11 protein-coding genes are annotated in these 13539 nt (G+C 45.3%); all 11 read right to left on the reverse strand.

Annotated elements, in window-relative coordinates; all coding sequences use genetic code 11:
- Nucleotides 1-41: 41 nt before the first annotated feature.
- The 11 genes from HC965_RS14335 to HC965_RS14385 all read right to left on the reverse strand — a co-directional run bounded on the left by HC965_RS14335 (nucleotide 42) and on the right by HC965_RS14385 (nucleotide 13515).
- Nucleotides 42-938, reverse strand: a complete 897-nt coding sequence (locus HC965_RS14335; protein WP_191032106.1) for an AraC family transcriptional regulator — start codon at nucleotides 936-938, stop codon at nucleotides 42-44.
- Between the two features lie 36 nt (nucleotides 939-974).
- Nucleotides 975-2315 carry a mechanosensitive ion channel family protein gene (locus tag HC965_RS14340; RefSeq protein ID WP_191032107.1) on the reverse strand — a complete coding sequence of 447 codons (1341 nt, stop codon included), beginning with the start codon at nucleotides 2313-2315 and terminating at the stop codon, nucleotides 975-977.
- Between the two features lie 30 nt (nucleotides 2316-2345).
- A complete protein-coding gene (locus HC965_RS14345; protein WP_191032108.1) occupies nucleotides 2346-3347 on the reverse strand; it encodes a DUF4435 domain-containing protein in 1002 nt (333 codons plus the stop codon).
- A 55-nt stretch (nucleotides 3348-3402) separates the two neighbouring features.
- The gene (locus HC965_RS14350; protein ID WP_191032109.1) at nucleotides 3403-4254 is read right to left on the reverse strand and encodes an AAA family ATPase; all 852 of its coding nucleotides are present in this window, start codon (nucleotides 4252-4254) and stop codon (nucleotides 3403-3405) included.
- Between the two features lie 201 nt (nucleotides 4255-4455).
- A complete protein-coding gene (locus tag HC965_RS14355; RefSeq protein ID WP_191032110.1) occupies nucleotides 4456-5307 on the reverse strand; it encodes a hypothetical protein in 852 nt (283 codons plus the stop codon).
- A gap of 40 nt (nucleotides 5308-5347) precedes the next feature.
- A complete protein-coding gene (locus tag HC965_RS14360) occupies nucleotides 5348-6721 on the reverse strand; it encodes a hypothetical protein (protein WP_223854897.1) in 1374 nt (457 codons plus the stop codon).
- 14 nt (nucleotides 6722-6735) lie between these two features.
- Complete coding sequence (locus HC965_RS14365) at nucleotides 6736-7737, reverse strand: hypothetical protein (RefSeq protein WP_191032111.1); 1002 nt, start codon at nucleotides 7735-7737, stop codon at nucleotides 6736-6738.
- A gap of 25 nt (nucleotides 7738-7762) precedes the next feature.
- On the reverse strand, nucleotides 7763-8527 hold the full coding sequence (locus HC965_RS14370; protein WP_191032112.1) for a hypothetical protein: 765 nt from the start codon (nucleotides 8525-8527) through the stop codon (nucleotides 7763-7765).
- Nucleotides 8524-9528, reverse strand: coding sequence for a hypothetical protein (locus HC965_RS14375; protein WP_191032113.1), 1005 nt, complete (start codon nucleotides 9526-9528; stop codon nucleotides 8524-8526). The genes HC965_RS14370 and HC965_RS14375 overlap by 4 nt, the downstream gene beginning before the upstream one ends.
- Nucleotides 9528-10430 carry an Ig-like domain-containing protein gene (locus tag HC965_RS14380; protein WP_191032114.1) on the reverse strand — a complete coding sequence of 301 codons (903 nt, stop codon included), beginning with the start codon at nucleotides 10428-10430 and terminating at the stop codon, nucleotides 9528-9530. Before HC965_RS14380 ends, HC965_RS14375 begins: the two co-directional genes overlap by 1 nt.
- A gap of 7 nt (nucleotides 10431-10437) precedes the next feature.
- Entirely contained in the window at nucleotides 10438-13515 is a 3078-nt protein-coding gene (locus HC965_RS14385) for a tubulin-like doman-containing protein (protein WP_191032115.1), read from the reverse strand.
- Between the last annotated feature and the right edge of the window lie 24 nt (nucleotides 13516-13539).

Here is a 13539-nt window from a genome sequence, read left to right on the forward strand (position 1 = left end):
TATGACACCTTATAAATATAGGAGCATGGTCCTGGATTTCACTAGATAAGTTTCTTTTTCTTCCGGTAGTTCTCGCGGAACTCTTTAGGAGAACAGGACTTCTTCTTTTTGAATATACGGTTGAAATTGGAAAGGTTGTTGAATCCGCACTCGTAACAGATTTCTGCAATGGACATCGTGGAGTCCACCAACAACCGGGAAGCAAACCCGAGACGAATGTCAATGATATAATCGGAAAGGTTCCTGCCTGTGCGCAACTTGAAGAACCGGCTGAACGATACATCTGTCATTCCGACCATATCTGCCAACTGCCCCAGGCGAATCTCTTCCTGATAATGCAGATTGATATATTCCTGTACTTTCTGCACCCGGCGGCTGTCCGAATGAACGTCTATCTTGGCAAAAGACGAACTGGACAAAGTACGGGCTTCTTCTTCGAAAAGAGAAAGCTCATAGAGAATCGTCATAAACTTGATGACTGCATAGAATCCCTGCTTCTCGGAAGCCAACGTATCCAGCAACGGATATATTTTGAGTATGGCGGACATTGGGAAAGCCAGTCCTTTCTGCGCCCTGTCCAGCATCCGGCGGATGGAGTCGAACTGGTTCTTATTGATAAAGCTCTTAAAGAAAAGGTCGGAAGAGAACTGAATCGTTATCTCCCGTATTTCCTTAGAGCGGCATTCGTTCTGTTCCCAGACGTGTTCCAAGTCCTTGCCCGTTATCAAAACCAAATCGTAGTCGCCTATCATTTCGGATGAATCTCCTACCACCCGCCTTACTCCTGCCGCCTTCTCCGTGAAGTTCAATTCAAACTCGGAATGGTTGTGGATGGGATAAGTGAATTCAGTCTTATAGCGTTCCGCAATGTAAAAACAATCTTTGTCGGACAAAGGAGTAATCTCGCGGATGATTTGGTTAGGTAACGGTGTATTCATAATATATCGGTAGTTTATGTGATTCTATTGTGTTGATTAGTTTTCTATTTTTACGCCAATCCGCTGTAAGTCCGCACCCGACAGGTTTTGGAATACGCGCAAGTCGAATTCAGGGATAATGGCAAGCACATGGTCGAAGACGTCTGCCTGTATGCCTTCATAGGCAACCCACGCTTTATTGGCGGAAAAGAAATAAAGTTCCAACGGGATACCGGTTTCGGTAGGCTGGAGCTGGCGTACCATACAAGTCAAATCCTGATTGACAGTAGGCAGGCTTTTCAGATAATTAGTCAGATAGGCGCGGAAAACTCCCAAGTTGGTTTGCCGGCGGCCGTTTACTAACACTGAGTTATCAATATCATGTTCTTTATTATAATCTTCCACCACTTTCTCCGTTTCGTCCACGTAGTCTTTCAAAATTCGTATCTTGCGGTACTTAGCCAGCATTTCAGGTGTGCAGAAATGCACGCTGGTCATGTCTATATTGATGGAACGTTTCACACGACGGCCACCGGATTCCTGCATCCCTTGCCAGTTTTGGAAAGAGTCGCTGACCAGCAGGTAAGGGGGAAGGGTGGTGATGGTATTGTCGAAGTTGCGCACTTTGACCGTATTCAATGAAACTTCTATCACTGTTCCGTCCGCACCATATTTCGGCATCGTAATCCAGTCTCCTACTTTCAACATATTATTGGCGGAAAGCTGGATGCCGGAAACAAAGCCCATGATACTGTCTTTGAAAACCAACATCAGGACGGCGGCGGAAGCACCAAGTCCGGTCAGCAATACCGCAGGATTCTGCTTTATCAGGATACTGATGATAATGATAGCTCCTACAAAGAAGAGAATGCCTTGCGCTGTTTGCAAAAGTCCTTTCAGAGGTTTGTCTCTATATTGCTCGCGGGCGCTGTACACCAGGTAGATGGCAGTAAACAGAGCACTCACAAAGCGCAGGAATACAGCAAGTATGTAAATCATACAGAGCCGGCGAAGGAAGTCGAGCAGGGCGGAATCCGCATGGTCGGGGAATGCAATAGGAATGGCAATGTAGATTAATATCGGTGCGACCATCCGGCTGACGTTCGCCATCACTTTGTCATTAAATACAATATCGTCCCAGGTGGCTTTCGTTTGTTTCACCAGCCGGGCTACCGTACGCAAGATAATCTTGCGGCAAATCAGGTTAGCCAACAGGGCTACACCGATGATAATCAGTAATATGATAAAATTATCAATCTTATCCGCCCAAACTTCATCCACTCCCATTGACAACAAGGCATGGTTCACTTCCTGCATCATTGCGTTACCCGCATCTTGCGTCTCACCATTTACCAATGTAACAGGCGCTACTTCAATCACTTCTTTTACTTCATCCATAAGCAGTTTCTCTCTTTTTCTTTTTAGTTTTTATTTCCCTTTTTCTAAATATTCATGTATATCTTGTCTCAGCCAGTCGTAGTGGAACAGCCGTTTGTAGGCTACATTCTTCTTCAGCATGATTTCCACATTCACCTGACTGTTCTGATAACAAGTTAATTCGTTCTTGAATTGTTCATTATGTTCGGCCAATCGTTTGATTTCCTGTTCACGCTCCCGGCGCAGCACTGTACAGACGGGAGTCAGAAGTTTCATTACCACGTTGTCCATGACGTGGTGTCCCTGCATATACAGGTAGGTGGTTTCGGGCATCAAGCCCAGTTCCTTCAGTTCAGTACGCAGGGCATTCACCTGGTTGATGCTGCGGGAGAAACGTTTTTTCAACTCCGACAGCTTTTCGTTGACGCGCTGTTGCAATGCTTCCAGACTCTTTTCCGGATGCTTGAGACTTATCTCACGCAGGGCGGTATAGGAGTGGAAGTCGTACATTGGGAAGGTGTATGTATCCCGTTGGCGGTAGAACCACACGTTCCACAGGAAAAGAGGATATACTATTTCGGAATACCGCTTCAGGTAGGCATTGAAATCAAGGATGAAGCGGTCGTTCAATGTGGCTTGTACACATACTTCATGCAGGCTTTCGGCAAAGCAATGGTAGTTTTCAATAGCATACGTGTAGGTTTGGAAGATGTATTTGTTCCGGTTGATTTTGCGGGAGGTGTTGGTTACTCCCTGCAACAGGAAATCATAGTCGCTGTCTACGCAGGCTATCAGGCTTCTTCCCAGTTCGGCTGTATTGAGGGTGTTCATAAGTACCATCTTTTTCCCTTTTGCGAGGGAGTTGGCCGAGGGAAGCATCACCTGGAAATAGTGTTCGTCATCTTCAAACTCTTCAAGCAGGGTACGCCAAAAAGCGATGTCGTCATAGCTTTCTACGTAAGCTATGATACGCCGCCGGGCTTTCTTCGAGTAGAGCTTGTGGGCTGCGTTGAAGTATGAAGAAGTCAGGTTATCTCGTAGTGAAGTTGCCATGCAGGTAGTGATTAACGGGTGAGTAGCTGGTGATTAACGGTTTAGTCATTAGTAGTTAATGAACGGGGGACACTTTAAATCCGTCCGCTTCCGTTGATATATCACTTACTTCCGTCACGGCATCCAGCCAGCCTTCCATGATGACGGCGGGCGAATGGGTGGTCAGTATAATCTGTACGTTCGGATTCAGTTCACGTATCATGGCAATCAGTTTCTGTTGCCATTCGATGTGCAGGGAGGCTTCCGGTTCGTCCATAAAGAGTACGCAGTGGTCATTGTCCTGCACGAGTACGGTGAGCAGGATGACGAGCATTTGCTTTTCGCCGGAAGAGAGTTTGTAGGGGAACAGCAGTTCACCGTCCTGATAGAAGGCAATGTCGTTGCGTTTGCGGTCTATCTTCTTGCGGGTGTAGCTGAAAAGTTCGTCAATCATATCCTGGAAACGACGTTTGGCTATGGACAGGGTGGCAGCTTTACGGCGTTCTTCTTCGTTAGTGCTGGAAAGCATTTCAATCATTTTGTTGCCGATGTTGACTTGATAGTCGAGGTAGCGGCGTTGCAGGAGATAGAGTTGCCAGTCCAGTTCGGACTTTACGTTCTTATCCGCCATGCGGGCGGTGAAGTCGCCCATAATCAGGGGGCGGTCGTAGCTCCGGATAACGTCGTAGCGGATATAGGTTGCTTCGGGATTGTCGAAGAAAAGGCACACGCCGTTCTTTTCGTCACTTTTCATTTCGCCGGAAAGTTCTTCGAGGTATCCTACCGAACGGTTCAGAATGGTGGTCTTCCCCACTCCGTTGATGCCGGAAAGGATGTTCACATCGGGACGTAAATCCCATCCTATATTAAAGCGTTCCCATAGTCCATGAATTTCGATACGACGGATATAATTAGCCTGTTGTTCCATAATATTCAGTATTAATCAAGGCAAATATAAATAAATCATATGACAATCAAGTCACATTTACAGCAGTTTTCAGTAAAGGTAACAAATAAAAAGAATGACGCACGTAATATGGATTTCTTATTTTATCCATATTACTGCGCCATTCGTATTGTTTTCGTTGTTCTTTATGAGAGGGTCATAAGAACAATTCTCCGGTTCGGATTAGCTCAATAAGTTCATTTCCTCTTCGTCTGACGGTTCGGCTTGTCCTTCCGGCAGGTCGGCAACTCCGAAGTTTTTATAGTCGGTCAGCTTGTTGCCGGCGTCTTTTTCTTCGTCTGTCTTTTCTACGACTTGGTTTTCTGTGCCTTCGGCGGCTTCCTGTATATCTTCGTTGACGAAGATATATTTGCCATACCATTTATCAAAGGTGCTGTTGTCGATACCCAGTTCAGCAATCAGATGTTCGCGGACAGCAACGTCCAGGTTTTCAGGCTGGATGGCTACTTTCTTCGCGTTGCCATACTTACGCATAGTGTTCTGACATTCTTTCTTGATAGCAGGAATTTCTTTCAGTCCCATACCAATCACGTGAGGACCCAAATCCTTCACGGGTTTGAAATATTTGATTGCTTTCAGTCCCAGGTTGGGGAGAGACAAAGCGGCAGTGGCTGTTTTCAGACTGAGGGTAGTAGCGTCAAGAACAATATTTGTTCCTGCCATAATACCTTGTGCTACTTGCCAGCGTCCCATACCGTAGCTCAGGAACTGATTGTTGACAGAGTCAACCATACATTTAAAGAGATAATTCTTGCCGTTTACGGTAAAAGCGGCTTCCTGATACTTGTAATGCGACAGACTGTCTTTGTAGGTCGTTATCTTGTGATACAAGGTATCGCAAGAGAGAAGATAGTTGTCTATGTTCTCATCACCTGAGGGTTCCGGCAGTTCCCATACAACTTCTTTCTTTTCCTTTTTCTTCTTCTCTTTTTTCTGAGCGCTTAATGAATTAGGAAATACAAAGGCCAATCCAAGGATAGCTACGAAAGCTAATAACAGATGTTTGTTTTTCATTGTAACAATGTTTTAAATGTTTAATTATAGAAGATTTTGATTAGAAATTGATTTCAGTTGTCGTGCTGTCTATTGCGTAAGACTTTTTGTCTCCATAGAAATAGAGATAAGGTGGCGGCGTGGTCTTGAATACCAAACGGAAGGTTCCATCACCACGCGTAGTTCCGAGGGGTTTATCGTCACTGTCTGTCTTCGGTTTGTCAGAGGTATAAGAAGCATAGATGGGTATTCCACCACCATTCGGGTGCTTTCCTGTGATTTCCTGATATTTCACGGCGACAGTCGTTACTTTATTGTTCATCGGGTGGTCTTTCAGTTTGGTTTCCAGTGCTTCTTCACGTTGTGCATATACGGTTGCGCCGGGAGCGTATTCGAGGACTTTCTTGTAGCTACGGATAGCGCCACGGTAGTAGATGAATACGCTGTCGGCCGTAAAACCTTCTTTGCGTTCCACTCTTGCACCTTGTCTTTCAAATTTCTCGGCGTAGTGCAGGAATCTGCGGGCGGAGTTCATTCTGCCCAGTTGGGATTCGAGTTCACTTCTACGGTCTACCGGACAGTCTATATGGCTGCGCGCATCCTGATAGGCATTGGCAGCTGCAAAGAAGTCGGATTCTTTCTCTTTGGCCTGCGCCCTGGCAAGCATATCTTCAAAGGAGGCTTCTTTTTCAACAACCTTTATATTGCTGACAACCGTATAGCTATATGACTTTTTATATTGCAAGTCTCCGCCAAGGTCGACTTCAATCTCATTGGTAAAGTTCGACTTGATTTTGAATACCGGATGTTTGATAAAGGTTGGTGTCTTCTTTTCTTCGTCCAGTGAAAATGCGATGCTGTATGCGTTCATCACGCCGCCTTCATTGCTCACTGCGGCAGTCATGTTGCATCCGTCTACGGGAACGGCTTTTCCTTCTACGAAACAGGGTTTGCCGTTACACTCGATAGTGAGTTTCTTCATATCCGACAGGAAGGTAACCTTTGCTGCTTTGGATTCGGGGAAAAGTCCGTCGTTGTTCTTTTCGGCTGTAATGGTGAAGTTTTCGTTGAAGGTTCCCAAGAAGCCTTTGCCTTTCCGCAAAATGAGCATGAACTCTTTCTGCCCGCCAGGTAATCTGACGAGAAAGGTGGATTTCATAAAATCTTCATCGTAATCTTCGGGGAAATTATAGTCGATGGTATAAGAGTAACTTCCGTCGTCATTGTTCGTTCTCACTCCTCTTTCTTCACCCATGTTGTGCGACATTTCCATCTTGTCGCTGTTGGAGTGAACGACTATTTTTACCCGGTTGGGGCTGACGGCGAGGGATGTGTCTTCTTTAGGCTCAACAAAAGATACTCTTTGTGCATTTGCCTTCACACCTATCACCAGTGCAAAGCCCAGCAATAATAAAAAACGATATAATTGTTTCATTTGTCTGATTAAGTTTATAAGTCAATTACAAAATCGCCGGGAGTGAAGATTTCTTCCTGAGCGATTTCTTCTGTGTGGTTCTCATTCATCCAACGAGGTTGCCAGGTACGTACATGAATCTGCACCTGATTCTTGTCGCGGAAATCCCACAACATGAACAGATAGCCGTCGTCGTTGTATCCGCTACTGTTGGCATAAAGTTGGTGTACGGTTACTCCATAGAAGCCTTCCATCTTCGGGTTAGGGTGTTTCACTACCTTCACATCGTCGAAACGGACGTTAATCCACTTGTTTGCGGCAAAGCTTTTCTTCAGGTTGTTGATGTATTCCTGCTTACCCTGCTTCTTGTAAGTCACTTTATTATAGGTAATTCCTGCGCCGTCGGTTTTCTTGACTTTGGTCACCGTTCCGGTGATAATCAATGCATCTTCGCTGAAGATGTTTTTCAAAAAGGTGGTATCCTTCTCGTTGTAAGCTGTACGGAACTGCTCTACGTAGGAAAGGATTTCCTGGCGGCGGGCGATCTCGGTCACTGTCTTTCCCTTCTTCATCACATTCTGATAGACCGTGGTGCTGAGGGTAAAGTTGAAGCGCGTGATACTTCCGTTAGCGTCGTAGTTAATCACTGCTTCCTGATATTCATCGTCCAGTGTATCGCCTATCGGCTTTATCATCAGAGGTATCTGACGAATCTGATAGCCGTTTCCGTTGCGGATACATGACTGCACCACTTCGGAATCATCGCAGTAAAAGTGTGTATTCTCCCACAAAGCACTCAGTCCCCGTTCGGCCGAATCGGTCAGTCCCAACGGTGCCAGGTTCAACGCTCTGTTTTCTTTGAATGCCTTGTTTATTTCTGTCAACAGCGCGCCGGTGTTTCTTTCCATCTTGGCTTTCAAACCGTCATTATACAAACCGTCGACAATTTCCAGGCTCACAGCATCCTGGGCTTGCACGGATAGTGTCGTCAGTGTACAAACCGCTACCAGTGCCCAACTCAAAATTATACTTTTCATCTTCTTCTCTTTCTACTTATGTTTGTTACTTTAGAATGAACCAGTAGGCTCCGCAACCGCTGAAAGTCACTATGTCCGTAGCTTCTTTCGTCTGAACATTGTTCAGCTCTTTGCCGTCTTTCTTCACCACTCCTTTCACTTCGCCCGTGCGGGTATAGAATAACAGATAGCATTGCTCGGCCACAGTGTCCGGAGCGTATACGCCATACGAGATTCTGTCCTGCTCTTTGAGCGACGCGAAAACCTGTTTCATATCCGTCATGTTTTGTGCTGCCAGTATTTGATTCAAGCTTTCCTGTTCGGGATTGATTTTCTCTACAGTCGAAACCATCTTTTCGTCTTTCGAGGATTTCTTCACAAGTTCTATTTTTATCGGTTCCGATATTTCAGACAAGGGTTGTAAATCGGCTCCTTTCTCTTCTTCACTCAGCATGATTTGACCTTCACCGTAGATGAGGACAATCTCATTCTTCTTCACGTATACGAATGCACGTGTTCTCACCCCGCGCTTCATATCCATCCGCTGGGTACATGTATTTATATCTTGTAAAACGACTTGTTTTACTTCGCCACCTTTTCGCTTGCCGGCTACCCAGTCGTTGATTTCACTCACCAGCAATTCTTTAGCCTGCTGGATGGCCTCGGCTTCGGTAGGCATGGTGGCCTCAGCGGAGAGGTACGACTGCGAGCGCTTTATCTTGTTGATTTGCGCTTTTGTTTCGGCTTCACTCTGTGCCATCAGGCTGCAATATGCTCCGCAAAACAATAACAAAGTAATTATCTTTCTCATTTTACTTTAATTTGCCTTTTTGGGGTAGTGTTTACCCAATTAAGTTCTTCAAATAGTGATGATATGTTATGCGTAGGGACAAATAGGGTGATGTCGCCCTCTATCTTTCCTTTTCCTTCGCTAAGAAGGGAATAGGGGATTTCCACGCTCATCACATGATTATACTTCAACACAGTATTCACCGCAAAGACGTAAGCCTTCACCACGTTGGTTTCCAAAGCTTCGATACCGACATAAAGAGCGCATCCCTGATTTCTCATATAAGCTATCAATGAATGAACGGGCAGTTCCGTCTGTTCTCTTTTCAGTCCGTACTGGCGCACGGTCAGGTTTACGGGGGCGTTGCAGGAAGTATCTTCACTCAGGAAAAGATTGAATACGCTTTCAGCCGGGTGATTCATGCTGAATACCGGACGCAGCGCGCGGTTCTTTTCTTCAAAGTAAAGGTTTCCGTTGATTTCCTCTATGTAATAGGTATCGCCTACTCTTACATAATAGTCTCCTGACAGCTTTTTCAGTTCCTTTCGGTCGGGTTGGGAAGCGGAGGGTTTGTAGCTATAAGAAGCCAGTCCTTTCACAAATCCGTCTTCCAGTTCTTTCAGGTTCTTTCCGGTCAGCAGTTGGCATGACGCAGGGAAAGAGAGCTCAATCAGAAGGAAGGATTCATTCGCCAACGACACGATATAACGGTTTTCTTTTTCGGAGAAGTTCATGGAGGTCTGTTCGTTGATGAGGTTCAGCAGGTCGAATCCGCCTTGCCGAATCTGCACATTGTCGCGCTCCATCTTCGATTTGCGCTCGGCAACGGACATTCCTTGCAATTCCGTCAGATAGCGTTCGGTGAAATCGTAAGCTGCCGTGGCAAAAGGAACATCGGAAGATATGGAAACTACCGTTTGGCGGAGTTTCCCGTTTCCCCATTTTCCAGTTTGCTGTCCCCACATGGTGAGTGGGAACAGCAAAAGAACTGCATAGACTATTTGAGTAGCCGGATTCCTCATTACGGGATGATTACTTCTTTGTTTCCATCGCTCTTATACCACGTACCGGTAGTGAGATGACCGTCTTCAAAGATACCAACCACTTTTTCACCTGCTTTTGCTTCACGCTTCTTCACGTCGCGCGGCTCTATGATATGGGTTGTTTTAAATGTCAGCACACCGCTTTCGTCGTTCATCAAGCCATTTTTCATACGGCCTTTGTAGACTGCATAACCCAGGTCTTTCGTTACGATGCCGCTGGTTGCGCTACCGTCTGTTACGGTGGTGGTGCCAGTGCTACCGCCGTCGGATACTGTCACTTCTATCTCGGCTTTCGTCTGTGAACGGTCTGCCACAGCTGTGATAGTAGCTTTACCTGCTGCAACGGCTGTCACGATACCATTTGGAGATACTGTTGCCACAGCTTCGTTTCCTGATTTCCAGGTAACGGTTTCATTTGCATTGCCGGGGTTACAGTCTATATTCAACTGTTTGGTTTCGCTTTTCTTCAGTTTCATGTCTTGTGCAGTTTCCATAAACGTCATGTCTGTCACGTTTACTTCTTCTACTTCCATGCCGTCATCGTCGGTTGCTCCATCTACTTGTTCAATGCCACCTGTTGTGTCGTCAACCTGTTGTTCTTCGGTTTTGTCACCGCCACTAAGGGCGATTCCGATACCCGCGCCACCAAGTACCACCACAGCAGCAATAATACCGCCAATCATTTTCATATTCGGGCCTTCCTTTGGTGGCGGAACCATACGCAGTGGCTCTTTACATTCGTCGCACACGAAATCTTGTCCACCTCTTACTTTTTGTACTTCTTTACTTTCACATTTAGGACAAGGGGCTCCTTCGCCGCCTTTGTCACGATTCGTGCAGATACCATATTTATATCTGTCGCGTTCACTTGCTCTTGCCATAATTATTTTATTTCTTATTGATTAATTCCAATGCTTTCTTTGCTTCAGCGCTATATTGCTGATATTTGGGTGATGTAGGGCTGGAGCACTCCTTACTAACGTAATCACGCATCACTACTTTCACTCCTTCTACCATAGCGGCACGGTCACTCATCTTCAAGTCAGGGTTCTTCAGCATGTCGTCCACCTTCTCTTTGATAGTATCCAGGACTTCTTCCGTCAGTTCTTCACTTGTCAGTATCTCGGTGAATTGAGGTGAAATAAGTGTTACCATTTCAGCTCCCCATTCATCGGCAGTCACCGTGCACCAGCCTTTTTCTTCGCGTTCGTTCTCGCGTACTGCAAGAATGTCATTAGCAGCAGCTACGAAGAAATAAGGGATGAAGTCTTTCGGTGCAATCTTCTTTTCACCCATCAAATCCGGTAGTTCTGTACCGTCTCCCTCGCAATGAAGCAGGATACGGGCTTCTTTAGCAGCCAGTTCGTTTTTGTTGTTCACCATATCATTGTATGCACGGTCATAAGACGGCAACCAGGCAATGGCGCGCATCGGGAAACAGTAGCGGATAGAAATCACAGTGATTTCATTCATGCGCTCATCCGAAGTGTTGAAGTTGATGGTACTTCCCGGCGTAGCATTTCCAAAAGCACCTTGCAAAGCAGCTTTCAGCTTATTGGAAAATGCTTTGAGAGAGTCGTTTCCTTCATCGGTAGGCATAGAAATCAAAATCGTCTTGCGATTGATTGATTCGGGATGAGACACCGGATTCTCATTGTTGTTCAATGCTTTCGAAAGCTGTCCGTCATCCAGTTTCAGGAACGTACCGCTCTGATTAATAACGGAAGAAGCGAAATTACGGATGTCAGTATCAGTCAACAACACCTTCTGTAATTGCTGAAGAACGTTCAAGCCCAAAATCTTATCGTTTTGGTAATCCTGGTCGTGTTTTTCACGTATCTTCGGACTCAGTTCAGCATCGAATACATCGAAGATAGTATCTTCGGAAGTCGTAGCGGCCAACTCATTGAAGTGGGCATAGGAACGATTTCCCGCAATAGCTTTACGGATATTTCCCGCCCAGGTTTCCTGTTGGTTCTTATCCAAAACCAATGTCTGCTCAAGTTTGAACATCTTATCATCTTCGCTGACTTCTACGATAGCGCTTGACAAGTCTGCAATACCTTTCGTATTCTTGTTACGGTCGGAAATACGTTTTTCAGCAGCATCCATCGACACCAGCAACACACCGATAAACTGGCTGACTTCCGCGCTGAACTGTTCGAATGCAGCACGTAGTTTACCCAACAGCTTGCCTTCAAATTCATAAGCTACACGCTGGGTACGCAGTGTATAAAGGTCCTTCATTATCATTTGATGGTCGGAATACAGGCGGGGCGAACGTCCGGTAGCACGTTGCAACAGTGACAAGTGGTTGTAGTCATAGTTGTTAGCATCGGCATCTTCCTCGTTTACCTTTATTTTATCATCTACTCCGGCAATGTCATTTTCTATTTTTTCCTTCCGGTTCTTGATGTAAGTCAGCACTGCGTCGCAGATATTCAGCAGGTCTTCCAGTGAAAGAGAACCTTCGTACCATTTGGTGTACAGATTCTTTTCTATACGTTCGATGATATATTGCGCCTGTTCTTTCAATAGCAGGTCATTGCCTTTGTCCTGATAGTAAGCCTCTACTCCCTGTTTATTACGGAAAGCACTCTTATACGTATCCGAGCAGATACTTTCGAGGAATCTCAATGGTTCCGGGTCTACTGCCTTGGCATCGTCATAAGAATAACTGTTCGTTATATCATTCCAAAAGTTCTCTATCTTACTGCAATATTTGTCCGTATCGAAAATCTTTTCTTCCAGCATCAGATGGCTATCATCCAACATCCAATCGCGCAGATTCTTATCATTGATATACAGTTCACGGTAGTCTTTACGAACAGATTCCTGTACGAATCCGAAATCATCCTTAAAGTTATTATATTGCATCTGCCACAGAATCTTCTCTCCTACAGTGTAAGTGATATGTTCCAAGATTCGTTTTTCAGGGTAGATGATACGTTTGATACCGAAGGTATTGATAGCCTTTGTGCGGGCACGTTCCTTATCTGTACCTTTTGATTTTTCGCTGTATTCCACACAGAAGTCATTAATATTCTCCAAGCTGAAAGAACGCAGAAGGTCATCGGTCGTACCATGCTTTTCTTCTAGGAAGAGACGGAAGTAAACCGTATCTGCCAATAGTTGAGGTAATTCTGTAAAGGAGTTGACTACTACCCCATTCTCATTCACATTAGAGTAAAGCATCAATCCGAACTGTTTGTTAGGAGTGACGTCCAACTCTATATGTTCGTCACCACGGATAACGTCCGATGGCAGGAAACGTCCGATATTCAGCGCACTTAGCTCTTTCAACGCCGCATACCCATTCTGATGATAGCGTCCCGCCTGACATCCTGAAGGAATATCCAATTCAGGAACCATGGCATATACCATGATATTAGCATGTTTGTAAGTCTCTTGTGCACGCGTCTGTGCAATCACGTCGATGATAGCTCCCGAACCCGTACCACCGGCCAAACCGGTAAAAATATGAATATTAACTTCGTCTTTGTTGGTAATGGACTTCACTTTATTGTATTGTCCCTTCAAAGCCGAAAGATACTTATTGCAATTAGCAGCAAAAAGGATACGGCCTGCACGACGCTTCTGTCCCGCAGCCTGCCCAACTTCACCCAACGTATTCTTCATGGAAGCACCATTCTTCACAATGCCTTTCAATCCGGGATAATTGGAAACATTATCGAGTATTTGCTTTAAATCTACAGATTTGATGTCCACAAACTCGCTTTCTGTGAACGAAGCGTCTTTTCCCATCACACGGAACGATGGGTCGCCCGGTGTCATCATCTCACGCGTAGAGTCTACATACACAAAACCGATAGACAAATTATCGCGTTCTTCATCATTTGGGAACTCCTGATAAAGACGTTTGCGAATGGCTTTCAGTACTTTGCCACCTGTACCGCCTATACCCACCAAGATGTGGTTAGGACTTTTCGGGTCTAATGTTTCCATAATATCATTTAGTATTTATAATTG

The sequence above is a fragment of the Bacteroides sp. GM023 genome (assembly GCF_014750685.1).
Taxonomy (GTDB): Bacteria; Bacteroidota; Bacteroidia; order Bacteroidales; family Bacteroidaceae; genus Bacteroides.